The organism is Polaromonas sp. P3_A5 (assembly GCF_056403055.1).
The window spans coordinates 45409-71499 of sequence record NZ_JBFUGF010000002.1 but is presented as its reverse complement, the minus strand read 5'-3'; the positions used below and the strand labels follow the sequence as shown (position 1 = coordinate 71499).

Genomic DNA, 26091 nt, shown 5'->3' with positions numbered 1-26091 from the left:
GGGACACGCTTGAAAAAGTTGAAGTCGCTGACTTTTCACGCCAGGTCGATTCGCTCCCACCTGTTCTGGACCTATGCCGCGCTGGGTACGGTGCTTGTTGTGGCGCTCATGGTACTGGCCGAGCTGGCGGCAAGCCGCATCGTGCTGGACGGCGCGCAGCGCGAGCTGGAGCAACTGGGCCGCCGCACGCAGGAGCAGCTGCTGCGCTTTCAGGAGCCGGCCCGCGCCTGGCTGGAAGCCACCACCAATGACCCGCACGCCGGCCTCGAAGGCGAGAACGACATTTCAGTGCAGCGCATGCAGATGTCGATGCAAAACCGCTATCCCCAGATCGCCTCGCTGGTGTTCGGTTACCCGGACGGCAGTTACCTGCAAAGCATGGTGCTGCGCACCGAGCGCGACCGGGCCTGGGCCAAATCATTGCCGGAAGCCCGCTATGCGGAGCAGATCATCCGGGTCGACGAACACGAAAAGCGGGTGGAGGAATGGGTTTTTTACGACCAGCAGATGACCGCCATTGCCAGCGAGCGGCGTCCCTGGGGCAACCGCTATGACCCCCGCAGCCGGCCCTGGTACGAGGGGGTGAGCGAGTTGAACCTGGGCACCTTCCAGGCCACCGACCCTTTCATGCTGCAGCTTCCGGCGGAGTTCGGCATGGCGTTGTCACGGCCGCTCAGCGGGCCGAAGGGTGGCGTCGCGGCGGTAACGTTCACGGTCGCGGGCCTCTCGGATTTTCTGCGTGCGCGCAGCCAGGAAAGCCATGCCGAGCTGATCCTCTTTGATGAGCAGGGCCGCGTCTGGGGCTGGTCCGATGCGGACCGTCTGCGCCGTTTGCTGGCGTCCGGCCGGCCCGTGAGCCTCGCCGCGCTGGATGACCCCCTGTATGCCGCGTTGCCGCCGCTGATGACGCAGGCCTCTCTGAAAGATACGCCGATTCATTCGGTTGAAGGCGCAGACGGCCAGCGTTTTGCCGCAGTGGTGATGCCCATGGAGGGCGTGTTCAGCCGCAAGGCCTATGTGGCCCTGGTGTCTGACCAGAACCTGCTACTGGCGCAGGTGCGGCGTATGCGCTGGATGTTGCTGGGGGTAGGCGTGGCCGGGCTGGTGCTGCTGATGCCCATGCTGTTCTGGATGGCCAACCGGCTGGCCAGGCCCCTGAAAAACCTGGTGCGCTCGGCCAGGCACATCCGGCAATTTGAATTCGACAGCGACATTCCCCAGGACAGCGACATCGCCGAGGTGCGCCGGCTGCAGGAATCGCTGGCGCTGGCACGCATCGCGTTGCAGGGCTTTTCGCGCTACGTGCCGCGGCCACTGGTGCAGCATTTCATTGCCAACCGCCTGACGCCGCAGGCCGGCGTCGAGCAACGCGAGCTGGCCGTGCTGTGCGCCGCGCTGGACGAGGAGCACGCCACGGCCATGACCTGGTCGCCGCATGCCGACCACTACCTGCAGATCCTGGCGGTGGAAGTGGCGCAGGGCAAGGGCATGATGGACCGCTACGAAAGCTGCACCGCCGTCGCACTGTGGAACACGCCGCTCAATGTGTCCAACCCGGCGGGCTACGCCTGCGAGGCGGCCCTGCGCGCGGTGGACTCCATGAAGACGCTGGCCGAAGGCCTGGACGTGCCGGTAAAACCACCGCGCTTCGGCCTGGATTTCGGCAATGCCACAGTCGGCAACTTTGGCACCTGGGATCACCTGACCTTCACCGCAGTAGGCGCACCGCTGGACCGGGCCCGGGCGCTGGCGCGGCAGGCCAATGCGCTGGGCGTGAACATCGCCGCCAGCCGTGCGGTGGCGCTTGCGGCCGCGCGGTTTTTCCGTTTCAGGCTGGTGGCCACAGTGCCGCTGGGCCCGAAGGATGATCCCTGCGAGGTGTATGAGCTCGTGGAAAGAATAGACCACGAACACCATGCGAAACACGAGGGCGTGAGCCTGCCGGCCGTGTGAGCTGCAGGTTTGCGCCGTCGGGTCCGCGTGGCTGTTCTTCACGTGAAAGAGAGGTCTTTATGGCCGGCAGATCAATGTTGACGCGCAGGCACTGGCTGCGCCAGGGCGCCGGCCTGGCCGGCGCAGCGACGGTGGGCGTTGCACAGCTTGCCCGCGCGCAGGCCGGCAAGCCGTTCAAGATGTCCTATGGCTGGGTTCCGTGGGCGGCGGGCAACTCGCCGGTCACGCAGTACCTGATCAATAAAAAGCTGATCGAAAAACACGCGGCGGAATTTGGCTACGACCTCACCGTGGACTACCGTGCCTATCCCGCTGCGGCCCCGCAAGTCGAGGCCCTGGCGGCCGGCCAGCTCGACATGGCCATGTGGGGCAACACGCCGACGCTGCGCGCCATCGTGGCAAAGCTTCCTTTCAGCCTGGTGTCGGTGGCAGAGGGGCGGCTGCGCTTTTTGCTGTGCACGCGCAAGGACTCGCCCATCCGCAACGTGCAGGACCTCAAGGGCAAGACGGTCGGCACGCTGGTGGGCGCTGACCCGTACAACGCGTTCACGCAAATCCTGCGCTATGAACTTGGCAACCCCGACCCGGCCGCGCACGGCATCCGCATGGTGCATCTGCCCACCTTGCCCGAAGCGGCGCAGGTGCCCAGCGGCGTGGACGCCACATTGGCCGTGTACCCGGCCTTCCTGAAAGCGCAGGCCACGGGCACGGTGGCTGTGATGAACTCCTACGGCTATACCGAAGCGCATTACGACGGGCCGGCCGGCAAGGGCGCCGGCATCCTGCTGCCTTCGGTGAAGAACTCGCCCTTTTACCCCGACGGCTATTACCTGCACCGGTCCTTCCGCATCGTGCACAACAACCTGGTTGAAAAACACCCGAACCTCGTGCTGGCCTTTTTGCTGGCGCAGCAGGAGGCCGTGAGCGTTCTCAGCGAAGCCGACCCGGAGGCCGTCTCGCAGCTGGTCAAGTCCTACTGGGGCCTGTCGCCGGCAGATGGCGCCAGGGTGGTTCGCGACGAAGTCGTGTTCCGCCGCGGCTGGTCCTGGTCTACCGAAGGTGACGCGCTGGCTTTGTTCGCCACGTCCAAAATGATTGCAGGCGCAAAAATCATCCCGCAACCCCTGAGCTGGGCGCAGGTGAAAAGTGTGTTCGTGCAAACCGCGCCGCTCGCCAAACAGGCCTACGAGCGGATGGGTGCCAAACCCGCCATCGGGGAATTCCAGAGCGCGAAGGTCGGCGACCTCCGGGGCCTGCCTTCATGGGAAATGCAGCGCTGGAAGGACCGGATCTAGAGGTCGTTAGCCGACGAATGCTATTAAAACCATAGCTGCTTGCGCATGATCCTATTGGGATACAACCACTTTTCATGCTTGAAAATGGCCTTTTTCAAGCGGTTTTAGCGTGTGGAGGCAGGCGCTGGACCGCGGAAAAAGGCCCTGGAGCCCGCTTTTGATGCGTAAAAAAGGCCTGCAACCCAATAGAGTCATGCGCGAGCAGCTATTTAATTGATAGCAAAATGCTGACGTCGCGCTCAGATGCAGGCCAGCTCCACCCATTGATGCAGCGTGTCCGGCTGCCGTATTACCTGCACCAGGCTGGCCGCCGGTCCGTTTTTGCTGATGGCCAGCACCACGGTGTGCATGGCCGGGTCATTCAGTGCCGCGCGCAGCAGGGGCATGCCGGCGCTCTCGGGTGCCTTAGCGTCAGGCGGCGCTGCGCACAAGGCTTCCATCAGCCGGGTTGCCAGCGCCACGGTCAGTGCTGCAGGCCGTTCCATGTTCAACCGTTGCGGAAAAGGAAGCTGTAGGCATTGAGCGCCGGCACGCCGCCCAGGTGCGCGTACAGCACGCGTGAGCCGGCCGGAAACTCGCCGCGCCGGACCATGTCGATCATGCCCTGCATCGACTTGCCTTCGTACACCGGGTCGGTCAGCATGCCCTCCTGGCGGGCGCACAGGCGTATCGCCTCCAGCGTGCCTTCGGACGGCAGGCCGTATTCGGGGCCGCCGTAGCGGGTGTCGAGCACGACATCTTTTTCGGTGATGGGGCGGCCCAGCTCCACCAGCTTGGCGGTGTTCTGTGCGATGCGCACAATCTGCGCGTGGGTTTGTGCCGGCTTGGCCGACGCATCGATGCCGATCACCCGGTCGGCACGGCCGTCTGCCGCAAAGCCCACCACCATGCCGGCCTGCGTGCTGCCGGTAACGGAGCACACCACGATGTAGTCAAACTTGAAGCCCAGCTCTGCCTCCTGCGCACGCACTTCTTCGGCAAAGCCGACAAACCCCAGGCCACCATACGGGTGCTCTGAACAGCCCGCCGGAATCGGGAAGGGCTTGCCGCCCTTTTTGCGCACGTCTTCCATCGCCTGCTCCCAGCTCGGGCGGATGCCGATGTCAAAACCGGCCGCGTCCAGGCGCACGTCGGCGCCCATGATGCGCGACATCTCGATATTGCCCACGCGGTCATACACCGCGTCGGAGTAGTTGACCCAGTTCTCCTGCACCAGCACGCACTTCATGCCCAGGTGCGCCGCCACCGCCGCGACCTGGCGCGTCTGGTTGGACTGGATGCCGCCGATCGACACCAGCGTGTCGCAGCCCTGCTCTAGCGCCTCGGGGATCAGGTATTCCATCTTGCGCGTCTTGTTGCCGCCGAACGCCAGGCCGCTGTTGCAGTCTTCGCGCTTGGCAAACAGCTCGACCTTGCCGCCCAGGTGGGCGCTCAGGCGCTTGAGCGGCTGTATCGGGCTGGGCCCGAAGGTCAGCGTGTGTTTTGCAAATTTCTGGAGCTGGAGCGGATATTGAAGTGGGGTAGGCATGGAAGTTTTTCTCGGTTGAAGCCCTGGTGCGTAGACTGAAATGGCCGCAAAGAAGGAGGGCATGTGGGTGAAGGGTTGGGTGCAGTCCTGGGTCAAATCGTATCGCCGGGTCTGTGGAATGAATTGCATACTTCAGCGAATAAAGCGACCTAAAAATCTTTGAATTGGATAAATGCACAATTTATTTTGTTGAATTGCCATTTAATGCAAGATTTGTACAATTCCCCAATGGAAAAAGAACTCGACCGGGTAGACCGCAAGCTCCTGAAGCTGCTGCAGCAGGACGCCTCATTGCCCAACATGCAGCTGGCCGAAAAAACCAACCTCAGCGCACCGGCCTGCTCCAGGCGGGTGGCCAGGCTCAAGGAGCTGGGGCTGATCCGCAAGACCGTGGTGCTGGTCAACCCGCGTGCGCTGGGCTACAACGGCCTGGTCATCATCGGTGTCGTGCTCGACCGCTCCACCACCGACTCATTCGCCGCGTTTGAAAAAGCCGCCGCCGGTTTGACGGGCTGCCTCGAGGTGCAACTGGTGACCGGTGAGTTTGATTATTTTGTGAAGCTGCGCATCAAAAGCATCGACTCGTTCAACGAGATGCACACCGCCCAGCTCGTGGCCCTGCCCGGCGTGCGGCAGGTGCGCACCTTTGTGTGCCTCAAGGAAGTGTTCGAGACGACCGTCATTCCGGTCTGAGGTGGCGAACCTGGTCCTGAGTAACTTAAGCCGTCAATCCCTGCGCTCTTCCTGCGCCAGGTAAGCCGGGCGAATCCGCGTCTTTTTGACGATGCCGGCCGGCGTGAACAGAATCACCAGCTCCGGGTTGGCCGCTGTGGGTTGCGAAGTCTTTTTCCGGTAGACCCACACCTCGAATCCGCTGTCGAACTTCACCGACGCGGCGGCGTCGCCCAGCGTTGCCGCCACGTCGGCCTTGGTGGACTGCCCGGCCACGATGGCGCCCTGCGCGCTTTCCATCGTCATGGCCGGGTCGCGAAAAGGCGGTGGCGCCTCTTGCGAGCCGAACAATCCCCCCGGGCCCGCGCAACCGGCCAGCCAGAGGCAGGCAAGCAGCATCGCACCGGCATGCCGCAGCGTTTGACGGGGCAAGGTTTTCATCACGGCCCGTCCATGTACTCAAACTCCACCAGCGTGTCGTCCGGCCAGCTTCGGTCACCCAGCGGCAGCACGTAAGTGCGGTCTACCAGCACCTCGCAGTCGCAATACGGCAGGTCGCCGTTCAGGTTGGGGTCGTCGCTGGCGGCGGCGTACAGCTTGTCGATGGAAAGAATCTCCCGCCGCGCGCCGTTCATCATGGCCACGCTGAACAAAGGCCGGTCCGCAAAGAAAAGATAAAGCGGCGCCTTCCTGTCGCAATAGGCCGGCGTATCCAGAATCACCCGAGCCAGCCGGCCGATCACATTGGTGGTGTTCGACACCAGCCCCGCCTCCATGCCCACCTGGCATTCCAGCCGCAAGTCACCCAGCCGACGCGTGTTGGGCGGCAGGCCCGGCGTGCGTATCTCCGTGCGCCACGTCATGGTCTGCGCCTTCCGGTTCGGAATCACTTGCGCGTTCTCGTCAAACGCTTTGGGATTGCGCTCCAGCGTAAAGGTATGGTCCGGCGCCACCGCCACGCCAAACGCCACCGTCGTCCCGATGACCTCCATCTCGATGCGGTCCATCTCCGTTTCGCGCTTGCGCGGCAACAGCTTGAAGCGCAGCGACGCATTGGGCGCCATGGCAGCACGCTGCTTCTCGAAAAGATCCATGCCGCGGACCATCTTGCGGTAGGACTTTTCGACGGGGTCGCGGTTTGCCTTGGCGGCGATGGTGACTTGCGGCAGTGTGCCTGCGGGTTTGTCCTGCGCAACGGTGCCCAGGCAGGCAGCAGCCAGGGCTGACGCCAGGATCAGCCGTGTGGCGAGGCGAAAAGGGCGGGTTGACATGGCACCGTCAGTACGGAACGGATTCACAGGTAAAACCAATCCTAGTGCGCGCGAACACGCTGCTGTGTAGGACTTGTTCCAGCGGTGCGGCGGGCCGCCGTTCCGCTCGCCGGCGGGCCTCCGCAAGGGGGTTCAGGGTTGAGCAGGGGCGCTATTAAATCAGGAGCTACTTGCGCCCGTCCTGATTAGGTTCCAGGCACTTTTTATGCCTGAAACAGGCATTTTTAAGGTGTTTTCCACACCCGCCGCCGGCGTGATAAGGCGCGCCGGCGCTCACACCAGCGCCGGCAGGCTGTCCAGCACTTTGTCCAGTGTGATCGGGTAGTGGCGCACCCGCGCGCCGGTGGCGTTGTAGACCGCATTGGCCACTGCCGCGCCGACGCCGCAGATGCCGAGTTCACCCACGCCCTTGGCTTTCATGGGCGATGAGGTTGGGTCGGTCTCTTCCAGGAAGATCACATCCTGGTGCGGAATGTCGGCATGCACCGGCACCTCGTAGCCCGCCAGGTCGTGGTTCACGAAAAACCCGTGACGCTTGTCGACGGCGAGTTCTTCCATCAGCGCCGCGCCAACTCCCATGGTCATCGCGCCTATCACCTGGCTGCGCGCGCTCTTGGGGTTGAGGATGCGGCCCGCGGCGCAGACGGCCAGCATGCGCCGCACACGAATTTCGCCGGTGTAGATGTCGACGCCCACTTCCACAAAGTGCGCGCCGAAGGTCGACTGCTGGAGTTTTTTGCCCAGGTCGCCGAACTCGATGGTGTCTTCGGCGACGAGGCCCTGGGCGCCGGCAGCTTCAGCCAGCGGCACAGAGCGGCCACCCGCGCTGACCATGCCGTCGGCAAACGTGATGTCGCCCTGGGTCATTCCCAGTTTTTGGGCGACGGCTTCGCGCAGCTTCATGCAGGCGGCGTACACGCCCGACGTGGAGCTGTTGGCGCCCCATTGCCCGCCGGAGCCGGCCGACACGGGAAAGGCGGAGTCGCCCAGCCGCACAAACACCTTTTGCAGCGGCACGCCCATGACTTCAGCGGCGGTCTGCGCAATGACAGTGTAGGTGCCGGTGCCGATATCCGTCATGTCCGTTTCAACCGTGACGAGGCCGGTGTTGTCCAGCCGCACGCGCGCACCAGACGGCATCGTCAGGTTGTTGCGAAAAGCCGAGGCGACACCCAGGCCCACCAGCCAGCGCCCTTCACGCAGCTGGCCCGGTTTGGCCACGCGCCGGTTCCAGCCGAAGGTCTGCGCGCCGGTTCTCAGGCATTGAATCAGCTGGCGCTGGGAGTAAGCGCGCGCTGGCTTTTCAGGGTCTACCTGCGTGTCGTTGAGGACGCGGAACTCCACCGGGTCCAAGCCCAGCTTTTCCGCCATTTCATCCATCGCGATCTCGAGCGCCATCAAGCCGGGCGCCTCGCCCGGTGCACGCATCGCATTGCCCTCGGGCAGGTCCAGCACGGCCAGCCGTGTGGCGGTCATCCGGTTGGCGCCGGCGTAGAGCAGGCGCGTCTGGTTCACCGCGGTCTCGGGCCCGCCGCCGGGCAGGTCGCCTGACCAGCCCTCATGACCGATAGAAGTGAGCTTGCCGTCGCGCCCCGCCCCCAGGCGTATGCGCTGGATGGTGGCCGGCCGGTGGGTGGTGTTGTTCATCATCAGCGGCCGCTGCAGCGCGACCTTGACCGGCCGCCGCACCGCGCGCGCCCCCAGCGCGGCCAGCAACACATCGGCACGCAGGAAAAGCTTGCCGCCGAAACCCCCGCCGATAAAGGGCGACACCAGTCTGACGTTGGCTTTGGGGATACCCAGCGTCCTGGCCAGATCGCCCACGCCCCAGTCGATCATCTGGTTGGCTGTCCATACCGTGAGCTTGTCGCCCGTCCACGCGGCGGTGGTGGCGTGCGGCTCCATCATCGCGTGGGACTGGTCGGGCGTGGTGTAGGTGGCGTCCAGCTGCACGGGCGCCGCGGCAAAGGCGCCCGCGAAATCGCCCATCTTCGTTTCAGGTTCTCCCGAAAAATCAGACGCCTTGGCCAGCGGCGCGCCGTCTTTTTCGGTTGCCAGGTTGAACTTGCCCGGCGTGCTCTCATAGGTGATGCGTACCAGTTGCGCTGCGGCGCGCGCCTGCTCAAAGGTGTTGGCCACCACCAGCGCCACGGCCTGGTGGTAGTGCTCAATCTCCGGCCCGCCCAGCAGCCTGGCCGTGTTGAAGCTGCCCTTGGTGAGCTTGCCGGCGTTCTCTGCGGTAATGATGGCCAGCACGCCCGGCGCGGTGCGGGCCGCGCGCAAATCCATCGACGCGATGCGGCCCTTGGCGATGCCGGCGCCTGCGACGTAGCCGTAGGCCGCGTCCGGTGCGGCGTCGTGGCGCTCGTAGGCGTAGGGTGCGGTGCCGGTGGTTTTGAGCGGGCCGTCTATGCGGTCGGTGGGCTTGCCGATGACCTTGAGCTGGTCAATGGGGTTGGTGGTGGCAGGGGTGTCGAATTTCACGATGCGCTCCTCGCCTGGGCCAGCACGGCGGCAATGGTTCGCTCTGCCAGTGGCAATTTGAAGGCGTTGTCATGTGTCGGCGTTGCGCCGGCCAGCACGCCGGCCGCAAGAGCCCGCGCACCTTGCGGCATGGCGGCCTCTGCGGCTTCAACGCGCCAGGGCTTGTGCGCCACGCCGCCCAGGGCGACCTTGCCGGAGCCATCACGCTGCACGATGGCAGCCACGGAAACAAGCGCGAAGGCGTAAGAGGCACGGTCACGCACCTTGCGGTAGATGTGCACGCCGCCGGCCGGGCGCGGCAGCGTCACAGCGGTGATCAGTTCACCGGGCTCCAGCGTGGTTTCGATGTGCGGCGTTTCGCCTGGCAGCCGGTGAAAGTCAGCAATCGGAATGACGCGCGCACGCCCGTCGGGCCGTACGGTTTCTACCGATGCATCGAGCACCCGCATGGCAACGGCCATATCACTCGGGTGGGTGGCGATGCAGGCCTGGCTGGTGCCGATGATGCCGTGCTGGCGGTTCACGCCCCCGATGGCACTGCAGCCGCTGCCCGGCTGGCGCTTGTTGCAGGGCTGGTCGGTGTCATAAAAGTAGGGGCAACGTGTGCGCTGCAGCAGGTTGCCGGCGGTGGTCGCCTTGTTGCGCAGCTGGCCCGAGGCGCCGGCGAGCAAGGCCCGTGACAGTACGCCGTAGTCGCGCCGCACGCGCTCGTCTGAGGCGAGCGCGGTGTTGCGAACCATCGCGCCCACACGCAGGCCGCCCTCGGGCGTTGCCTCAATCTTGTCCAGCGCCAGGCCGTTCACGTCGACCAGGTGCGCAGGCGCTTCGATCTGCAGCTTCATCAAATCCAGCAGGTTGGTGCCGCCTGCGATGAATTTTGCCGTCGGGTTGCGGGCCACCGCCGCTGCGGCTTGTGCCGGTGAGGTGGCGCGTTCATAAGTGAAGGGTTTCATGCCTGCGCCCCCGCCACTTCAGTGATGGCTTCAACGATGTTGGAGTAGGCGCCGCAGCGGCAGATGTTGCCGCTCATGCGCTCCCGAAGCTCGTCGGGTGAGAGCAGCGGCCGCGCGGTGATGTCCGCGCTGACGTGGCTGGGGACGCCCCGGCGCAGCTCGTCGAGTGCGCCGACGGCAGAGCAGATCTGGCCCGGCGTGCAGTAACCGCACTGATAGCCGTCATGCTTGACGAAGGCTGTCTGCAACGGGTGCATGCGCTGCAAGGTTCCCAGCCCTTCGATGGTGGTCACCTTGCTGCCCTCATGCATCACGGCCAGCGTCAGGCAGGAATTGATGCGCTGCCCGTCGAGCAGCACGGTGCAGGCGCCGCATTGGCCGTGGTCGCAGCCCTTTTTTGTGCCGGTGAGGTGCAGGTGCTCGCGCAAGGCATCGAGCAGCGTGGTGCGCGTGTCCAGGTTCAGGGTGTGGGCCGCGCCGTTGACCTCGATGGTCACGCGCCCCTGAGGGACGGAGCCGGGTGCGGCGAGCGGTGAAGAGGGGGCTGCAGTGGCGTCTGATGGCATAGTGGTCACAGCCGCTGAAGCGGCGCTAGCGATCAGGATACCTCGCCGGGAGATGGTGAGTGCATCGGTGGGGCTTTCCATGGCTTCTGCCTTTGTCCTTAAAGATGGAGTGGGGAGTGGCGAAGTAAACCGCCAGCATCCCGGAGCAGGGCCGATTGCACTGTAGGAAACAGGCTTGGTGGGGAGTCAGTTGCCGCCACTACCACCACTGCCATCACTACCGCCGCCGCGTCGAGGTCAGGAAGCACGCCTGGCGCCTCCTCCTATTTCTTTTGCCTTACTTTGCCGACAGGTTGTCAAGCGAACCAAAGCCTTGACCCCGGCGGCGCAGTGCCTCGATCCGTTGGCAGCAGCAATCCTGCAAAGGGGCTGCGCGATGCGCTCAGGCAGAAATCCTGGGCTCTTCCGTCAGGCTGTAGCAGGTGAACACCTTGTTCAGGGCCGGCAAGGGCGCCACTTCCATTTCACCCACTGCGGGTTCCATGATGACCATGGCGACTGTGGCAGACAGGTTGTCGTGGCTGCCGATGCGGGGCGGGCGGCAGACGGAGTAGGGCAGGCCGAAGTTGTCGAAGAAAGCGTTCTTCAGTTCCTGTCGACCGAGTTTTTCCTGTGCGTTCAGGAGTTTTCGCACGCGCCAGTCGCGGTAGTGGCTGTCGGGTGATTGGGAAATGCCCATGTCCACCAGCTTGCTGAGCGCTACCGGGCTCATCCAGTGGTTGGCATGCACGATCAGGTTGTCGGCGCCGGGATAAATCGGAAACGATTCGTTGGTGGTGCATTCAAAATCGATACCGAAGCCCTGCGACATGCCCAGCATGATGTTGTTGGAGCAGGACTTGGGTGTTGCGGCCACGGCCTTCATGGCCAGCGAAAAAATCTCTTGTTCCAGCACCTTGCGCCGGATCAGCGATAAAGGCACACCCAGCTGCTTGAAGTCGCGGTCTGATTCGAGGTAGTTGGCGGTGATCGACACACCAGCGCTGTTGAAGCCGCTGCGGGCCAGCCCGCCGGCTTCGACAAAGGTCAAAAAGTCGGGACCGTTGTCGTTGCGCACGCGCAGCACGACGGAGGTCTCGACGCATTCGGCGCGCCAGTCCCAGTTCTGGCCGTGCAGCAGGTTGCCGTTGGCCGAACGCTCGGGCAGGATGAGGGCGCCCGTGCAGCCGTCGCCGGGTTCCTGGTCGGCGGCATTGACCTTCTCGGCGCGGGCCTTGGCCAGCACCTCGGTGCGGGCATTGATCATCACGATGTCCTGGAAGTCCATGCCCGCGCCCTCGGCAATGCCGCGCATCTCGTCGATGTAGTGGGGTGCGAAGTTGCCGATTTCCTTGGCGAAGAAGTCGATCAAGCGCGCGCGTGCCTGTTCGCTGTAGCCCAGGTTGACCAGCGTCTGGCCGTACAGGCGCGCGCTGCCGCGTACCCGGTCAGCGGCCTGCCGCCCGTACTGCAGGCCGCGTTCATGCGGGCTGCCGGAGACGGAGATAAAGGGGAATTGTTCGATGTTTGCCATGCTGGGCTGCCGTAAGAAGTTGCGTGAAGAGAGATGACGACCGCCGCGAGGCGTGCCTGTCCATGCCTTGCGCGCGGGCCTGTGCGCAAGGCGGCCGAGAGGAAGCTGAAAAGACTTACTTGACGGCCAGCTTCGTATTCCAGAGCAGCGGCTTGCCTTCCCACACCGTGAACCCGTTCACGCGCTTGCGCACGGCCCACGAATCGGTCACGTTGTAGAGGATGAGCAGCGGCGTCTTGGCGATCATCAACGCGTGCAGCTGGTCAAACAATGCCTGGCGCTTCTTCGGATCGGCTTCGGCGAAGCTCTGGTCGATCAACTTTTGCGCGGCCGGGTCGTCCCACACCTTGCGCGGCTGCTTGGCCTTGTTGCCCGAGAACTGCTCATAGCTCAGGGCCGGGTCCAGGCGCGACGAATAGGTAAAGGAGCTCATCTGGTAGTTGCCGCTGTTGTAGCGGTCCAGCTGGGTGGCCCATTCGAGCACTTCGATCTGCGCGTTGATGCCCACGGCCTGCATCATGGCCTGGCTCATCACCGCCACCGAGAAGCTCGGCACATGGGCGCGCTTGTTGGCCTGAATCACGATAGGCTGGCCCTTGTAGCCGGCTTCCTTCAGCAGCTGTTTGGCCTTGGCCGGGTCGTGGCGGTAGCCTTTTTTCTGCGCTGCGGTGTAGAAGGCCGAGCTGTCCTGGATGGCCGAGTTGTTGACACGTGCCAGGCCTTCGGACGCGGCCGCGACAAGCTGGTTCATGTCGAGCGACAGCGCGATGGCCTGGCGGATGCGCTCGTCTTTGAGCAACGGGTCGTTGGTCTGCATCAGCAGCGTGTTTTTGCCCGCATCCACAGCGGCGACCACGCTGAGATTTTTATTCGCCTTGAGCTCCTGCACGTCGGACGAGGTGATCTGGCCGGCATCGATGGCGCCGGACTGCAGGCCGGCCTTGGAGGTCGACATGTCGGGCACGGTTAAAAATTTGACCTGCTCGACCAGCGGTTTCTTGAGGCCGAGGTAGCCGTCGGGCTTGGTGCCGGGGGGCGACTGGTAGTCGGCAAAGGCGCTGAGCGTCACGTACTCGCCGCGCTTCCACTCTTCAAACTTGAAGGGGCCGGTGCCTATGGGTTTGTCCCAGCTGCCGTCTTCCTTGACGGATTTTTTGTGGAGGATGGCTGTCATGCCGCAGTCGGTGCGGGCCAGGTTGTCGAGGAAGACGGCCGAGGGTTTGTCCAGCTGCATGACCACGGTTTGTGCGTCAGGCGCGGTGACCGAGGTGACCTTGACACCGGAGCGGCCGTCAAATTCGCTGAGGCAGCGCCAGTCGGTCTTGGGGTCCATATAACGCTTCCAGCTCCACAGCACATCGGCCGAAGTCATGGACTCGCCGTTGTGAAACTTCACGTTGGTGCGCAACTTGAAGATATAGGTCAGGCCGTCGGGGCTGGTGACGATGGAGCGCGCCAGCAGCGGGCCGACGGTGCCGTTCTCGTGATAGGCAACCAGGCCTTCGACGATGTTGAGCACCACGCCGTCGGTGGTGTTGTCGCGGTTGACACCGGGGTTGGTCGAGCGGATGTCTGCCGGCTGCGCGACCACGATTTGCGCCGTCTGGGCCTGGGCGGCGGTACAAGCCGCCAGCACGGCAGCGGCCAGAAATTTCAATCGAAGGGAAAGCATCAAAAGCTCCTTAAAGATCAGACTGGAATGGGGGTTATCGGGTTGATGAGATTCAAGGCGCCCGCCGGCGCATCGGGTTCGTCAAAACGCCACTTGAGTTGCATGCCGCCCTGGCCGGTGGGCGTGAGCGCAGGAATCGCGGAGAGCAGCTTGCGTGTGTAGGCATGTTGTGGGTTGTCGAACACCTCGTCGCGGCTGCCTTGCTCAATGATCTGGCCGGCCTGCATCACGATCACACGGTCGGCCACCTGTTCGACCACGCCCAGGTCGTGGCTGATGAAGAGGCAGGCAAAGCCGTGGCGTTCCTGCAGCTCGGCCAGCAGCGCCAGCACCTGGGCGCGTACGGTCACGTCGAGTGCGGACACCGGCTCGTCGGCAATCACAAAGGCCGGCTCACGTATCAGCGCGCGGGCAATCGCCACGCGTTGGCGCTGGCCGCCCGAGAGTTCGTGCGCGTAACGTTGCGCATGCCGGGGCTCCAAACCAACCTCATCAAGCATCTTCGCTACGCGCGTTTGCCGCTCGGCTGAAGAGAGGCCAGGAACCAGTCGCAGCCCTTCACCGACCAGCTGGCCAATGCTCATGCGCGGGTTGAGTGATGAATACGGGTCCTGGAAAACCATCTGGCAATTGAGCCGGTAGTCCAGCCAGCCCGCATCGCTGCGCGCGATCGAACGCCCGCGAAAACGGATGTCGCCTTCGGTCGGCTTGAGCAAGCCCGCAATCGCACGGCCCAACGTGGTTTTTCCCGAACCGGAGCCGCCCACCACCGCGACGATCTCGCGCGGGCGCACCACCAGGTCTATGCCGTGCAGCACGCGCTTGGCAGCGGACTTGGCAAAGAGGCGCCGCTTGCCGGGGTAATCGAACACGAGGTTGCGCACTTCGATGACGGGTTGGTCATCGGCAATCGTGCGCGCGGCTTGCCGGCGCGGGATGGCTTCGAGCAGCTTGCGTGTGTAGTCCTGCCTGGGGCCTGCCAGCAAGGCGGCGGTGTCGCCGGCTTCGACGACCTCGCCCTGCTGCATGACGATCATGCGCTGGGTGTAGCGCGCCACCATGGGCAGGTCGTGGCTGATCAGCAGCACGGCCGTATTGTGTTCGCGTGTGAGGCCGACCATCAGCTCGAGCACATCGCGCTGCACCAGCGCGTCCAGGGCAGTGGTCGGCTCGTCGGCGATCAGCAGTGCGGGCTCCAGCAGCATCACAGAGGCCAGCATCATGCGCTGGCGCATGCCGCCTGAGAATTCATGTGGCCATGCGGCGAGCGCGGCCTGCGGGTCGGTGATGCCGACGCGCGCGAGCATGGCCAAAGCCTTGTCGCGGCGCGCGGCCGGCGAGAGCTCGGGCCGGTGCAGCGCCAGGCCTTCGTCAAGCTGCCGGCCGATCGTCATCGAAGGGTTGAGCGAGGTCATGGGCTCCTGGAACACCATGCCGATGCGCGCGCCGCGCAGCTGTCGCAAACGCGCATCGCCGGCCGCCGCCATGTCTTCGCCTTCAAACAAAATGCGACCCGCGCTGCGCACCAGTGGCGGCGGCGTGAGGCCCATGATGGCGCGCGCCGCCTGGGTCTTGCCACTGCCGGATTCACCGACGATGCCGACGATCTCGCCGGGCGCGACGGTGAAGGACACATTGCGCACGATTTCGCGGCCGCCCTTGCCGATGGAAAGGCTGAGGCCCGAGACATCAACAAGGTGGTTCATTCGATGCCCCTCATGCGCGGATCCAGCAGGTCACGCACCGCGTCACCCAGGAAGTTGATGCCCAGCAGCGTGAGCGCAATGCACAGGCCGGGGAAGATGGAAAGGTAAGTCGCCTGCGCCATGAAGGGCCGGGCGGCGGCCAGCATATTGCCCCAGGTGGGCGCCGGCGGCGGCACGCCCAGGCCCAGGAAGGACAGCGAACTCTCCGCCAGGATGACCCAGCCGAACATCGAGGTGGCTAACACGGTGAGCGGCGCCACGCAGTTGGGCAGCACGTGGCGGTACATGGTGTAGAGCTCCGAGTTGCCGAGCACGCGCGAGGATTCGATGAATTCCTTTTCGCGCAGCGACATCACCGTGCCGCGCACGATGCGGGTGACGGAGGGCGTGTACGCCAGGCCCAGCGCGAGGATGATGCCGTACTTGTTGGCGCCGAAGACAGCCAGTAATGCCAGCGCCAGCAGCAGGCCGGGGAAGGCCAGCAGGGCGTTGACAAAGGCCATGATGATGCGGTCGGTCCAGCCGCGCACAAAGCCCGTCAGCACGCCGATGGCAGTGCCTGCGGTGATAGAGAGCAGCACCGTGAGAAAACTGATCCAGACGCTGTTGGAGGCCCCGGCCATGAGGCGCGAGAGCTCGTCGCGGCCGAACTCGTCGGTGCCCAGCCAATAGGTGGCGCTGGGTGGTTTGAGGCGTGCCAGGAAGTTGATCTTGAGCGGCTCGTGCGGCGTCCAGAAGAAGGCCAGTACGGCCGCCACGAGGATGAGGCCCACGATGAAGAGGCCGATCAGGGCCTGAGGGGTGAGAAATTTTTTCATTCGGCCAACACCCTGGGGTCGAAGATCGGATAGCAGAGGTCGATGACCAGGTTGGTGACCACGTAGATCACGGCGACCAGCAGCAGACAGCCCTGGATCACCGGGTAGTCGCGCGCGAAGATCGCGTCCACCAGCAGGCGACCCAGCCCGGGGATGGTGAAGACGGTTTCAACAACCGCCACGCCGCCCAGCAGGTTGCCCAGCACCAGGCCGATCAAAGTCCAGGTCGGGCCGAAGGAGTTGCGAAAGGCGTGGTGCACCAGCACAGCACGCTCTGACAGACCCTTGGCGCGCGCATGCGTGATGTAGTCCAGCCGCAGCACTTCCAGCGTGCTGGCCCTGGCCATGCGGATCAGCACGCCGATCTCATGCAGGAACAGCGTGAGGATGGGCATCAGCAGGTACAGCAGGCCCGACTTCCAGTCGTTCATGATCGAGACATAGCCGACCACGGGCAGCCATTCGAGCTTCAGGCCGAAGAAGAGCAGAAGCAACAGGCCCAGCCAGAAGGTAGGGATGGATACCAGCAGGGTGGCCGTGCCGACCAGCATCAGGTCGGGCAGGCGGTTTTGCTTCCACGCGGCGATCATGCCGGCGGGCACCGCGACCAGGGTGGCGAAGAGCACGGCAATCAGCACAATCTGCGCGCTGACCAGGAAGCGGCTCAACACAAGGTGCAACACGGGTTCGCCGGTGTTGATGGAAACGCCCAGGTCGCCGCCCAGCACGTGCCGGCCCCAGATGCCGAACTGCACCGGCCAACTCTTGTCGAGCCCGAGCTGGGCGCGCAGGTCGGCCAGGCGCACCGGGTCGGCGAGGTCACCCAACAGCAGCTGCGCCGGGTCGCCGGGGATGAGCCGGATCAGCACAAAGACCGCCACCGCGACGATCAGCAGCGTCGGTATGGCCATGAAAAGACGGGACAGCGCAAAACGCAGCATGGTCAGTCTTCAGGTTTGAGGTTGGCGTGACATCACTGGGCCCGGCCCGCCGCTTTTTTCCGGACGTCGCGCAGCACGGTCGCGAGGAAGTCCTGCACCGTGTCGACGCAGGCCAGGCCGTCGTGGGGAACGTTGTCGATCAGGTCCAGCGTGACGTTGACGCCGGCCTGCACAAAGGACTGGCGCAAGGTCTCCAGCCGCTCCGGGCGCGTGCGCCCCGCGTCGTTGGCGCCGGCCATGTAGAACTTGCCGCCTTCGCGGTGGGTGATCTCCCAGGTCTCCATGTCAGCCTTGCCGGCCACCATGTGCACCGGCAGGGTTTTGAGGGCCGCAAGGTTCAGCGGTTTGCCGAAACGCTTTTCGAAGTCGCGCACGCCGACCCACCAGTCTTGCTGGTTGTCGATGAGAGTCACCGAGCCTGGCGCGCCTATGGAAAGCGCCCAGAGGCGCTCGGGGTGCAGCAGGCCGAAGCGGTTGACGAACTGGCCGCCGCCGGAATAGCCAAAGAGCGCGAACTTTGAAAAGTCGCAACCGAACTTGAGGGCTACCTCGTCGACCATGCTGAGCAGGATCTGGTCGTAGCGGATGTCGGCTTCGCGCAGGTGCTTGAAGCCGTCGCGGTTGCCGTCGCCCTGCGGGCCGGCCGGAAACAGCGGGCACAGCACGATGCAGTCGTTCCACTTGGCGAATGCGGCGAAGGCGTCGCGGTATTCGGTGAAGGCGCGGCCGGTGCCGTGAACAACGACCACGAGCTGCATGGGCTGCTTTGACTCACCCAGGTGCGGAGGGGCATAGGTGCAATAGGAAAAGCGCGGGTCGGTGCGCGACGCAAAAATCGTGCTGTGGCCCAGGTCGTAAATGGCTGCCGCCCGTTTCTCACCAAATGAGAGTGGTGAAGCCGTGCCGGTATTCGCCAGGAGTGCATCAGACATAAATCATCGCCCCAAAAAACAAGCCAGACAAGCGGCCGGGCTGCTGCGGAAGAAGCCCGAAAAAGCCGCGCGTTTCGAGGGAGATGCGCCGTTGCGGCGGGAGACATGTGTCCGTCACACAACCCTGTTAAGCCGGATTGTTCTCCATCCGGTTTGAAAAATATATCTATATTATGTTTTGAGATGCTAAAGTTATTCTTTTGTATTGGGGCGGTGCGCGAATGAGCACGATCCGGTTTTTGAAGACCTTCCTGGTTGTCGCGCAGGGCGGCTCGTTCGCCGCGGCGTCCGATCGCGTCGCGCTGACACAGGCTGCAGTCGGGCTGCAGATGCGCGCGCTGGAGACCGAGCTCAAGACCGTGCTGTTCGAGCGTTCGGGGCGCGGCGTGGTGCTTTCGGACGCAGGCCGCGCGCTGGTTGCGCATGCGGAAAAAATTGTCGGGTACTACGACCAGATGCGCGAAGGCCTGGACGGCGAGGGAGAGATCGCCGGCACCGTGACGGTGGGCTCCATCGTCACGGCGATGGGGCTGCTCTCAAACACCGTCGTCAGGATGAAGCCGCTCTATCCGCGTCTCAATGTGCGGCTGGTCATGCAGGAGTCCAGCGGCCTGGCGCGCAGTGTCAGGAGCGGTGAGCTCGATGCGGCGGTCTTCGTCGACGACTCGCCGCAGGAGCGAAAGGGCATGCGCTGGACGCCGCTGTACACCGAGCCGCTGACGGTGGTCGCGAGTTCCCAGGTAGCGTCGCCGGGCAGCGACTTCAAAAAGCTGCTGCGTGAGCAACCCTTCCTGCGCTTTGACCGGCGCACGCAAAGCGGCATCCGCATAGAGCAGACCTTGCGCAAGCTGGGCCTGGTGCCGCAGGACTTTCTGGAGCTCAGCTCGCTCTCGGCCATCATCGACCTGGTGCGACAGAACGTCGGTGTCACCATCGTGCCGCATGTCAAGAACGCCGACTGGGCCAACGATGCGCTTCTGCGTGTGCTGCCGCTGCCGGGCCGGCCACCGACACGGCTGATCGGCATGCTGGAGCAGGGCAAGCGCGAGCACATCACCGCGGTGATCCGGCAGCATCTGGTTCAACTGCTGGCCGAGAAAAGTTCGGCGAGCGTCGCCAGCTCCGCATCGGGTGGCCCCAGGCCCCGGCAGAAACTTGCGCAGCGGCGCTGAACTTTTTCGCTACAGGCCTGTCAGACATCTTTTTAACGGAGGGAACCTCATGGCCTTTGCCCAAAACGACCAACTGACTTCACGCGCGCTTTCAGTCCTGCGCATTGTTTCTGCTTATTTGCTTATTCAGCATGGCACGGCCAAGCTGCTGGGCTTTCCCCACGTGGCTTATTTCGACGGGCTGCAGGTGTTGTCGCTGATCGGCTTTGCCGGGATTCTTGAGCTCTTTGGTGGTGCGCTGCTGCTTGTGGGCTTGTTCACGCGCCCTGTGGCGTTTGTGCTGTCGGGCCTGCTGGCATTTGCCTATTTCATGGGCCATGCGACCAAGGGCTTTGTGTTGTCGCCCATGCTGAATGGTGGCGAGTCGGCCGTGTTGTTCTGCTTTGTGTTTTTGTTCTTTGCTGCTGCCGGCGGTGGTGCATGGAGCGTTGACGCGCTGCGTTCGCGGAAGTAAGCAAGACGCCAATCTCGGTGTAAAGCCGGTGCATCCTTTGCGGGTGCGCCGGCTTTTTCACGCCTCACACCTTATGCGGCGCTGTTGGCTGTCTGCCTGAGGGCAGGCGGGTCTGGCTTCGCCGTTTGCCGTGAAGTCAGCAGGCACAGCGCGGGTGCCAGGGCGAACACGACGAACAGCCATTGCGCTGCGCCCGCCGTTCCGGGTACACCACCGGGGCTGGTGAGGCCCCCGAGGTTGGCGACCATGCCGGCCAGGGCCGCACCCATGGCGGTGGCAAACAGCTCCACTGTCATGATGGAAGAGGCAGCCAGGTCTTCTTCGCCGGGCGGCGCAATCTGCAGCACACGCGTGCTCAGGTGCGGCCAGGCGATGCCGACGGCAAAACCCACGGCCACCATGGCGGCGCAGATTGGCGCCAGCACGGGCCAGCCGCCATTACTGGGTGCGGGCATCAGCACAGCCATGCCCACCAGGCCCGCCAGTGCCAGCACTGGTGCAACGCGGATGGCCAGCCTGGCCCGGCTGCCGGTGGCGCTGGAGCTGATGAGTGAGCCCAGGGTCCAGCCCGCCGACATGATGGCGGCGAGATAGCCTGATACCAGCGGTGTCTGGGCATGCAGGACCTGAAAGAACAAGGGTGAAAAAATCTCGGTGCTGGTGACCGTCATGCCCAGCAGCCCCATCGCGAGGTAAAGGGCGCCCAGCGCCCCGGGGCGAAACGCATCCTGCGGCAACAGGCGGTTGGCGGCGTGCTTGTCGACGATGACCAGCAACGCGCTGAGCGCAACCGCTGCACCTACACCGGCCGCATTCCACATGACTTGTGTGCTGACGCTGCCAGCAGAAACGGCGAAGACCGCGCCGGCCAGCAGGAGCAACTGCATCCACGGTACGGATGTCGGCGGGCTGCTGATGGAGTTGTGCCGTGGAATCACGCAGACGGCGAGCACGGTGAACAGAACCGCCGCCGGAATGAGCGCGCCAAACGCCCAGCGCCAGGCATCCATCTGGGCAAACACGCCCCCTATGGCGGGCCCCACCAGTGTGGCCACGCCCCACATACCCGACAGCAGGCCGATGGCGCGGGACCACAAGGCCTCGTCATACAGCAGGCGAATCATGGCGTAGGGCAGGGCCAGCAGCAGGCCACCGCCAAAGCCCTGCACCACACGCCCGGCCAGCATGACGGGCATGGAAAGCGCCAGCGCACAGGCGAGCGAGCCCACGGCAAAGATCGCGGCGCCGAGCACATAGGCAAAGCGCGGCCCGAGCTTGCCCAGCACCTGCGTCGCCATGGCGGCGCTGATGATGGAAGCCACCACGAAGAGGGCGGTGTTCCAGGCGTAGAACTCCAGCCCGCCAATGTCGCGTACGACGGATGGCAGGATGGTGGTGCCGATGTAGAGGTTGATGGCATGTAGTGCGACGCCGCCGACCAGCGCCAGCGTGCGGATGGCATTGACGCCGGTCAGCAGGGTGATCCAGCCTGTGGGAGCGATGCCTGATGTGTTGCTTGAGGTGTTGTTCATTCCAGCGCCTCGGGTCCGAAGGCCAGCCCGTCAAGCTTGTCCGGGTTGCGCATGATGAAGATGTTGTTGGCCTTGCCTTCGTCGTTGTAGGCAAAGGTGATGGCGGCGGCGATCTCGCCGGTGCTCGTCCGCAGCTGGATGGCGCGGCCACCGTTGATCTCGCAGGGTACCCATTCGTAGTGGGCCCAGTAGCGGGCCAGCTGCGTCGTCAGCAGGGTGAGCACGCTGCCCTTGCCCTGGAAGATGCCTTCAACCGAGCTGACCTTGCCGCCGCTGTCGGTGCTCAGTGCGATGTCGTCCGAGAGCAGGCTGGCGAGTGATTCTGTACTGCCAGCGGTGATGGCTTCGCGGAAAGCGGTGAGCAGGTCGTCCTGCACCTTGGGCGGCGTCACGTGCCGTACCTTGCCCTGGGCGATGCTGGTGCTGGCGCGCGAGACCAGCTTGCGGCAGGCGGCTTCCTCCATGTCCAGCATCTCGGCCACTTCGGCATAGGGGGTCTCAAAAATCTCATGCAACAGGTAGGCAGCGCGCTCTTTGGGCGTGAGGCGTTCGAGCAGCAGCAAGAAAGCCATGCTCAGCGACGAGGCCAGCAGGGCGTGTGTTTCGGGTGTGTCTTCGGTCTGGGTATGGATGGGTTCAGGCAACCAGGTGCCGACATAGTCGACCCGGCTGCGCTGCGCGTCGCGCAGCATGTCGATGCAGTGGCGCGTGCAGATGGCGGTGAGCCAGGCGGCCGGTGTCGCGATGCTGGCGTGGTCGGCCGCCAGCCATTTGATGAAGACGTCCTGCACGGCGTCTTCGGCATCGGCCCGTGAACCGAGGATGCGGTAGGCCAGGCCAAACAAATGCCTGCGCCTTTCTTCAAATACGGCGGTGGGGTCGATGCTGGCCATGATGCGTAAACCTTAGTGTGCCGAGACCTGAATGCGGTTCCAGAGGTTGATCATGCCGATGGTAGCGGTCAGCGCGCCGATTTCCTTGTCGGTGAACGAAGCGCGCAGACGGCCGCGCAGGCTGGCGTAGTCGGTCTTGTGGTCGAGCGTGGTCAGGGCTTCCGTCCAGGCCAGTGCGGCTTTCTCGGCTTCACTGAAGTCGTTGACATGCGCCCAGACGACGAGGCGGTCCAGCCTGTCCTGGGTTTCGCCGTCTTCACGGGCTTCCCGCAGGTGCATCTTGACGCAGAAAGCGCAGCCGTTGATTTGCGAGGCGCGCAGGTGAATCAGGTGGTGCAGTTTTTTGTCCAGGCCCTGGGCGCCAATGGTTTGACTGACCTTGAGCAGGGCGGGGTAGACATCAGGAATCGCGAGATCGATACGGACGGGGGCAGTGTTGGCGGAGGTAGCGGTAGCGGCAGTCATGGTGTTTCCTTTAAAAACAAGTTGAAAAGTTGGGTGTCACACCGTATTGACGATTCAGCTTTGCCGTTTGTGACGCGTTGTGACGCCTGCCTTCAAAAAAAGATGAAATAAATGAAAAATCGCCTGATCCCCAAAGGAATACAGGCGATAGCGGGTAAGCGCCTGTGCGCTCTAGCGTGGCGTGTTCAACAAGGTGTTCATCGCCGAATAGTCCAGCTTGGGGCCGAGCAGCGGAGACAGGTCCTGTTTCAGCAAGGCCTCGACGCTGGTTCGGGCGTGTTCATAAGCCACCTGGAAAGGCGCCGGCCCTACGCTGACGCGCCGCACGCCGGCGGCTTGCAGCTCGGCAATGGCCGGCAGCCCGGGCATGGCCATCAGGTTCAGCGGCAGGCTGACAGCCGCGCAGATTTCCTTGACCTCCGGCAACGCCGTGAGGCCGGGTACAAAGGCGCTGTCCGCCCCGGCTTGCTGGTACAGCTTGAGGCGGGCGATGCTGGCCTGCGCCGGTGTGCCTTCGACTTTCAGCTTGCGCAGGTAAACATCGGTACGGGCATTGATAAACAGCGGTGCGCCTTTGAGTGTGCTGCGTATGGCCTTGATCTTGTCGGCCAGCAGGGCTGGGGCGCCGCTGCCGTCTTCGAGGTTGATGCCCGCCGCACCCACGGCGACCAGCTCGGCGGCCAGGCGGCCTACCTCGGCGGGGCTCTCGCTGTAGCCGTCTTCCATGTCGACGGTCAGCGGCAGGCTCAAGACACGGGTGATGCGGGCGACGGCATCGAGCAACTCGTCGGGCGGCAAGGCGCCGCCGTCGGCATAGCCGCAGGCCCAGGCCAGAGACGCGCTGCTGGTGGCCACGGCTTTGGCACCGGAAGCTTCAAAGATTTTGGCACTGGCAGCGTCCCAGGCATTAGGCAGCAGCAAAACGCCGTGGGGCGCCTGGTGGAGTTGGGCGAATTGTTGGTGGTGAAGGACTTGCATGGCGGCTCCGTCGTTGTTGGCGGGATTGGAGAATCGAGGCGCACAGCTTAGCAAGCCGGGCTGAGGCGCCTGGCCATTTCCGTCCCTTTTCTGACCTATTTACTTCAGGTTACGCGCCGCGAAATTCCACCTCAAACCGGGCCAGGCCCGCGTAGTCAAACTGCGTGCGCTTTCCGAGGGGCAACGTCAGTACACCGGCATAGGAGCCGGTGATCACCGCCTGGCCCGCCAGCAGGCCGATGCCGCGTTCGCGCAGGAAATTGGCCAGCCAGTACAGCGGCGTGCGTGGGTCGCCGTTCGGGTGTGTCGCTTCGGCGGTTTGCGCGGGCTCCCCGGCGACTTGCCAGGTCAATTCAAATGCCGCCACATCGGGCCCGCACAGTTCTGGCCCCAGCCACAGGCCGTTGTTGACGATGCCGTCGGCCAGCAGTTCGGGAAAAGGCAGGCTGCTGTGGTCGGTGTAGCGGCTGGCGCAGATTTCCAGTGCGGCATGGACGGAACCAATGGCTGCATCCACCTCGGCCTCGGTGTAGGGCTGTGCGCGCGGGGGCAGGTCTTTGGCCAGCACAAAAGCCAGCTCTGGTTCAACCACTACGGCGGTGGCACCCAAGGGAAAGGGGACGGCGCAGATCGCTGCATGGTTGAGGGCGGGCTGGTAGATGGGGGCGGCCACCAGCTTGCCGGGGCTGGGCGGTGAAGCCTTCCAGCCGGCCACCGGCTGGCCCAGCCGGCGGGTGACTTCCTGCTGCACCTGCCAGCCGTCTTCCAGGTCGACAGGACGGCAGCTGTCGGGCAAGCGTGGGCCCGCCTTTCCCGTGGTTCGCCTTGCTATTAATTCGATAGCTGCTTGCGCAAGTTTTTCGGGGGATAGAGGCATATTTCGCTTAAAAATCAGGGGTGTGAAGGTTTGGCTGCCTCCCGGGTGGCATGAAGGCAGTGTTCCGCAAGCGGGTGCGTTTTAGTGTAGCGGCGCACGCTTGGGGCCGAGACGTGTGCGTGCGCTTTTCCTCAACCCTCAGCGGGGCGCCTGGGCTTTTCGTACTTCCTTGTACTATTGACAGCTTCATACGCTTTTGTGTGCTGCCCTTCCTGTTCTTCCCTTCCAACATCATGAAAAACTCCCTGAGCCCTGCTTCCACCCTGCCTGTTGACGCCGCTGATGCCTTGCTGGTGGGGCGTGTCTGGATAGAAGGCACTGGCCCGGTGCTGGCCTTGGTCACACCCGACGGTGTGTACGACCTTTCCAGCGTTGCGCCAACCGCCAGCCAGCTGCTGGAATTGCCGGGTGTCGCCAGGGTTGTGCGGGCCGCTGCGGCGAAGCTGCCGCGACTGGCGGGCACGGCCGAAGTGCTGGCCAATTCCGCTGAGGATGCACATGACACCAAGCTGCCCTGGCTGCTGGCGCCATGCGACCTGCAGGCACTGAAAGCCTCGGGCGTGACGTTTGTCGAATCGATGCTCGAGCGCGTGATTGAAGAACAGGCCGGCGGCGACGCCAGCAAGGCTGACGAGGCGCGCAAGGCGGTGATCGCCGTGATCGGCGAGAACCTGGGCAAGATCAAGCCCGGCTCACCCGAAGCCGCCCAACTCAAAGACGTATTGATCGCAAAAGGCATGTGGTCGCAGTACCTGGAAGTGGGCATTGGCCCCGACGCGGAAATCTTTACCAAGAGCCAGCCGATGAGCGCGGTCGGCACGGGCGCCGAAGTGGGCATACATCCGGGCAGCGACTGGAACAACCCCGAGCCTGAAGTCGTGCTGGCCGTGAACTCGCGTGGCGAGACGGTGGGTGCGGCGCTGGGCAACGACGTGAACCTGCGCGACTTCGAAGGCCGCAGCGCATTGCTGCTGGGCAAAGCCAAAGACAACAACGCCTCGTGCGCGATCGGCCCCTTCATCCGCCTGCTCGACGAGCGCTTCACCATCGACCATGTACGCAGCAGCGACCTGAGCATCACCGTGACGGGACCTGAGGGCTTTGTGATGAAGGGCGGTAGCTCGCTGAAGAAAATCAGCCGCGACCCACTGGACCTGGTGGCGCAGGCCATTGGCCCCAACCACCAGTACCCTGACGGTTTCATGCTCTTCCTGGGCACCATGTTTGCGCCCACGCAAGACCGCCATGGCCCCGGCCAGGGCTTTACCCACGTGGTGGGTGATGTGGTGACGGTGGCCACGCCGCAGCTGGGCAGCCTGGTCAACCGCGTCACCACCTCCGACAAGGCCGCGCCGTGGACCTTCGGCATTTCGGCGTTGATGAAAAGCCTGGCCAAGCGCAAGCTGCTGTAAAGAA

24 protein-coding genes are annotated in these 26091 nt (G+C 64.0%); 6 read left to right on the top strand and 18 right to left on the bottom strand.

What is annotated here, in order from left to right; translation table 11 throughout:
* Window positions 1-9: 9 nt before the first annotated feature.
* Together AC1DU8_RS17865 and AC1DU8_RS17860 are read left to right on the top strand one after the other, a co-directional pair.
* Window positions 10-1953, top strand: a complete 1944-nt coding sequence (locus AC1DU8_RS17865) for a hypothetical protein (protein WP_477727077.1) — start codon at window positions 10-12, stop codon at window positions 1951-1953.
* Between the two features lie 59 nt (window positions 1954-2012).
* A complete protein-coding gene (locus AC1DU8_RS17860) occupies window positions 2013-3248 on the top strand; it encodes an ABC transporter substrate-binding protein (protein WP_477727076.1) in 1236 nt (411 codons plus the stop codon).
* Window positions 3249-3487: 239 nt separating this feature from the next.
* Here the strand turns inward: AC1DU8_RS17860 and AC1DU8_RS17855 are convergent, their stop codons facing one another.
* Together AC1DU8_RS17855 and AC1DU8_RS17850 are read right to left on the bottom strand one after the other, a co-directional pair.
* Window positions 3488-3733 carry a hypothetical protein gene (locus tag AC1DU8_RS17855; protein WP_457282559.1) on the bottom strand — a complete coding sequence of 82 codons (246 nt, stop codon included), beginning with the start codon at window positions 3731-3733 and terminating at the stop codon, window positions 3488-3490.
* A 2-nt stretch (window positions 3734-3735) separates the two neighbouring features.
* Entirely contained in the window at window positions 3736-4776 is a 1041-nt protein-coding gene (locus tag AC1DU8_RS17850) for a 1-aminocyclopropane-1-carboxylate deaminase (protein ID WP_477667389.1), read from the bottom strand.
* Window positions 4777-5004: 228 nt separating this feature from the next.
* On the opposite strand from AC1DU8_RS17850, the gene AC1DU8_RS17845 reads away from it, so the two are divergent.
* The gene (locus tag AC1DU8_RS17845) at window positions 5005-5469 is read left to right on the top strand and encodes an Lrp/AsnC family transcriptional regulator (RefSeq protein ID WP_457282561.1); all 465 of its coding nucleotides are present in this window, start codon (window positions 5005-5007) and stop codon (window positions 5467-5469) included.
* Between the two features lie 33 nt (window positions 5470-5502).
* Here AC1DU8_RS17845 and AC1DU8_RS17840 read toward each other — a convergent pair whose 3' ends face one another.
* The 11 genes from AC1DU8_RS17840 to AC1DU8_RS17790 all read right to left on the bottom strand — a co-directional run bounded on the left by AC1DU8_RS17840 (window position 5503) and on the right by AC1DU8_RS17790 (window position 18304).
* Window positions 5503-5889, bottom strand: coding sequence for a hypothetical protein (locus AC1DU8_RS17840; protein ID WP_457282562.1), 387 nt, complete (start codon window positions 5887-5889; stop codon window positions 5503-5505).
* The gene (locus AC1DU8_RS17835) at window positions 5889-6719 is read right to left on the bottom strand and encodes a hypothetical protein (protein ID WP_477701639.1); all 831 of its coding nucleotides are present in this window, start codon (window positions 6717-6719) and stop codon (window positions 5889-5891) included. The genes AC1DU8_RS17840 and AC1DU8_RS17835 overlap by 1 nt, the downstream gene beginning before the upstream one ends.
* A 273-nt stretch (window positions 6720-6992) precedes the next feature.
* Window positions 6993-9203, bottom strand: coding sequence for an aldehyde oxidoreductase molybdenum-binding subunit PaoC (gene paoC / locus AC1DU8_RS17830; protein ID WP_477727075.1), 2211 nt, complete (start codon window positions 9201-9203; stop codon window positions 6993-6995).
* Window positions 9200-10156, bottom strand: coding sequence for an FAD binding domain-containing protein (locus AC1DU8_RS17825; RefSeq protein ID WP_477727074.1), 957 nt, complete (start codon window positions 10154-10156; stop codon window positions 9200-9202). Before AC1DU8_RS17825 ends, paoC begins: the two co-directional genes overlap by 4 nt.
* Complete coding sequence (gene paoA, locus AC1DU8_RS17820; protein ID WP_477647584.1) at window positions 10153-10803, bottom strand: aldehyde dehydrogenase iron-sulfur subunit PaoA; 651 nt, start codon at window positions 10801-10803, stop codon at window positions 10153-10155. Before paoA ends, AC1DU8_RS17825 begins: the two co-directional genes overlap by 4 nt.
* Before the next feature lie 301 nt (window positions 10804-11104).
* Entirely contained in the window at window positions 11105-12235 is a 1131-nt protein-coding gene (locus AC1DU8_RS17815; protein WP_477667385.1) for a C45 family autoproteolytic acyltransferase/hydolase, read from the bottom strand.
* A gap of 115 nt (window positions 12236-12350) precedes the next feature.
* Complete coding sequence (locus AC1DU8_RS17810) at window positions 12351-13907, bottom strand: ABC transporter substrate-binding protein (protein WP_477727073.1); 1557 nt, start codon at window positions 13905-13907, stop codon at window positions 12351-12353.
* Between the two features lie 17 nt (window positions 13908-13924).
* A complete protein-coding gene (locus AC1DU8_RS17805; RefSeq protein WP_477727072.1) occupies window positions 13925-15613 on the bottom strand; it encodes an ABC transporter ATP-binding protein in 1689 nt (562 codons plus the stop codon).
* The gene (locus AC1DU8_RS17800; protein WP_477667382.1) at window positions 15610-16431 is read right to left on the bottom strand and encodes an ABC transporter permease; all 822 of its coding nucleotides are present in this window, start codon (window positions 16429-16431) and stop codon (window positions 15610-15612) included. Before AC1DU8_RS17800 ends, AC1DU8_RS17805 begins: the two co-directional genes overlap by 4 nt.
* Window positions 16428-17372, bottom strand: coding sequence for an ABC transporter permease (locus AC1DU8_RS17795; RefSeq protein ID WP_457282571.1), 945 nt, complete (start codon window positions 17370-17372; stop codon window positions 16428-16430). The genes AC1DU8_RS17800 and AC1DU8_RS17795 overlap by 4 nt, the downstream gene beginning before the upstream one ends.
* A gap of 32 nt (window positions 17373-17404) precedes the next feature.
* Window positions 17405-18304 carry an alpha/beta hydrolase gene (locus tag AC1DU8_RS17790; protein WP_457282572.1) on the bottom strand — a complete coding sequence of 300 codons (900 nt, stop codon included), beginning with the start codon at window positions 18302-18304 and terminating at the stop codon, window positions 17405-17407.
* 221 nt (window positions 18305-18525) lie between these two features.
* Here AC1DU8_RS17790 and AC1DU8_RS17785 point away from each other — a divergent pair, with 221 nt between their 5' ends.
* Together AC1DU8_RS17785 and AC1DU8_RS17780 are read left to right on the top strand one after the other, a co-directional pair.
* The gene (locus tag AC1DU8_RS17785) at window positions 18526-19476 is read left to right on the top strand and encodes a LysR family transcriptional regulator (protein WP_457282573.1); all 951 of its coding nucleotides are present in this window, start codon (window positions 18526-18528) and stop codon (window positions 19474-19476) included.
* Window positions 19477-19525: 49 nt separating this feature from the next.
* Complete coding sequence (locus tag AC1DU8_RS17780) at window positions 19526-19930, top strand: DoxX family protein (RefSeq protein ID WP_457282574.1); 405 nt, start codon at window positions 19526-19528, stop codon at window positions 19928-19930.
* Window positions 19931-20001: 71 nt separating this feature from the next.
* On the opposite strand, the gene AC1DU8_RS17775 is transcribed toward AC1DU8_RS17780, so the two are convergent.
* The 5 genes from AC1DU8_RS17775 to AC1DU8_RS17755 form a co-directional block, all read right to left on the bottom strand.
* Window positions 20002-21462 carry an MFS transporter gene (locus AC1DU8_RS17775; RefSeq protein ID WP_477727071.1) on the bottom strand — a complete coding sequence of 487 codons (1461 nt, stop codon included), beginning with the start codon at window positions 21460-21462 and terminating at the stop codon, window positions 20002-20004.
* Window positions 21459-22355, bottom strand: a complete 897-nt coding sequence (locus AC1DU8_RS17770) for a sigma-70 family RNA polymerase sigma factor (RefSeq protein ID WP_457282576.1) — start codon at window positions 22353-22355, stop codon at window positions 21459-21461. Before AC1DU8_RS17770 ends, AC1DU8_RS17775 begins: the two co-directional genes overlap by 4 nt.
* 12 nt (window positions 22356-22367) lie before the next feature.
* Window positions 22368-22820, bottom strand: a complete 453-nt coding sequence (locus tag AC1DU8_RS17765) for a carboxymuconolactone decarboxylase family protein (RefSeq protein WP_477727070.1) — start codon at window positions 22818-22820, stop codon at window positions 22368-22370.
* 171 nt (window positions 22821-22991) lie between these two features.
* Complete coding sequence (locus tag AC1DU8_RS17760) at window positions 22992-23798, bottom strand: isocitrate lyase/PEP mutase family protein (protein WP_477667377.1); 807 nt, start codon at window positions 23796-23798, stop codon at window positions 22992-22994.
* A 109-nt stretch (window positions 23799-23907) separates the two neighbouring features.
* On the bottom strand, window positions 23908-24675 hold the full coding sequence (locus tag AC1DU8_RS17755) for a 2-keto-4-pentenoate hydratase (protein WP_477667376.1): 768 nt from the start codon (window positions 24673-24675) through the stop codon (window positions 23908-23910).
* Between the two features lie 233 nt (window positions 24676-24908).
* On the opposite strand from AC1DU8_RS17755, the gene AC1DU8_RS17750 reads away from it, so the two are divergent.
* Entirely contained in the window at window positions 24909-26087 is a 1179-nt protein-coding gene (locus AC1DU8_RS17750; RefSeq protein ID WP_477667375.1) for a fumarylacetoacetate hydrolase family protein, read from the top strand.
* The last annotated feature ends 4 nt before the right edge of the window (window positions 26088-26091 follow it).

What these genes read in the sequence shown, in the direction of transcription:
- AC1DU8_RS17835 (WP_477701639.1), bottom strand. Translation starts at nt 6,719, where the DNA reads ATGTCAACCCGCCCTTTTCGCCTCGCCACACGGCTGATCCTGGCGTCA.
- AC1DU8_RS17860 (WP_477727076.1), top strand. Translation starts at nt 2,013, where the DNA reads ATGGCCGGCAGATCAATGTTGACGCGCAGGCACTGGCTGCGCCAGGGC.
- AC1DU8_RS17825 (WP_477727074.1), bottom strand. Translation starts at nt 10,156, where the DNA reads ATGAAACCCTTCACTTATGAACGCGCCACCTCACCGGCACAAGCCGCA.
- AC1DU8_RS17810 (WP_477727073.1), bottom strand. Translation starts at nt 13,907, where the DNA reads ATGCTTTCCCTTCGATTGAAATTTCTGGCCGCTGCCGTGCTGGCGGCT.
- AC1DU8_RS17755 (WP_477667376.1), bottom strand. Translation starts at nt 24,675, where the DNA reads ATGCCTCTATCCCCCGAAAAACTTGCGCAAGCAGCTATCGAATTAATA.
- AC1DU8_RS17765 (WP_477727070.1), bottom strand. Translation starts at nt 22,820, where the DNA reads ATGACTGCCGCTACCGCTACCTCCGCCAACACTGCCCCCGTCCGTATC.
- AC1DU8_RS17790 (WP_457282572.1), bottom strand. Translation starts at nt 18,304, where the DNA reads ATGTCTGATGCACTCCTGGCGAATACCGGCACGGCTTCACCACTCTCA.
- AC1DU8_RS17850 (WP_477667389.1), bottom strand. Translation starts at nt 4,776, where the DNA reads ATGCCTACCCCACTTCAATATCCGCTCCAGCTCCAGAAATTTGCAAAA.
- AC1DU8_RS17750 (WP_477667375.1), top strand. Translation starts at nt 24,909, where the DNA reads ATGAAAAACTCCCTGAGCCCTGCTTCCACCCTGCCTGTTGACGCCGCT.
- AC1DU8_RS17785 (WP_457282573.1), top strand. Translation starts at nt 18,526, where the DNA reads ATGAGCACGATCCGGTTTTTGAAGACCTTCCTGGTTGTCGCGCAGGGC.
- paoA (WP_477647584.1), bottom strand. Translation starts at nt 10,803, where the DNA reads ATGGAAAGCCCCACCGATGCACTCACCATCTCCCGGCGAGGTATCCTG.
- AC1DU8_RS17770 (WP_457282576.1), bottom strand. Translation starts at nt 22,355, where the DNA reads ATGGCCAGCATCGACCCCACCGCCGTATTTGAAGAAAGGCGCAGGCAT.
- AC1DU8_RS17805 (WP_477727072.1), bottom strand. Translation starts at nt 15,613, where the DNA reads ATGAACCACCTTGTTGATGTCTCGGGCCTCAGCCTTTCCATCGGCAAG.
- AC1DU8_RS17775 (WP_477727071.1), bottom strand. Translation starts at nt 21,462, where the DNA reads ATGAACAACACCTCAAGCAACACATCAGGCATCGCTCCCACAGGCTGG.
- AC1DU8_RS17800 (WP_477667382.1), bottom strand. Translation starts at nt 16,431, where the DNA reads ATGAAAAAATTTCTCACCCCTCAGGCCCTGATCGGCCTCTTCATCGTG.
- AC1DU8_RS17815 (WP_477667385.1), bottom strand. Translation starts at nt 12,235, where the DNA reads ATGGCAAACATCGAACAATTCCCCTTTATCTCCGTCTCCGGCAGCCCG.
- AC1DU8_RS17845 (WP_457282561.1), top strand. Translation starts at nt 5,005, where the DNA reads ATGGAAAAAGAACTCGACCGGGTAGACCGCAAGCTCCTGAAGCTGCTG.
- AC1DU8_RS17840 (WP_457282562.1), bottom strand. Translation starts at nt 5,889, where the DNA reads ATGAAAACCTTGCCCCGTCAAACGCTGCGGCATGCCGGTGCGATGCTG.
- AC1DU8_RS17795 (WP_457282571.1), bottom strand. Translation starts at nt 17,372, where the DNA reads ATGCTGCGTTTTGCGCTGTCCCGTCTTTTCATGGCCATACCGACGCTG.
- AC1DU8_RS17855 (WP_457282559.1), bottom strand. Translation starts at nt 3,733, where the DNA reads ATGGAACGGCCTGCAGCACTGACCGTGGCGCTGGCAACCCGGCTGATG.
- AC1DU8_RS17760 (WP_477667377.1), bottom strand. Translation starts at nt 23,798, where the DNA reads ATGCAAGTCCTTCACCACCAACAATTCGCCCAACTCCACCAGGCGCCC.
- AC1DU8_RS17780 (WP_457282574.1), top strand. Translation starts at nt 19,526, where the DNA reads ATGGCCTTTGCCCAAAACGACCAACTGACTTCACGCGCGCTTTCAGTC.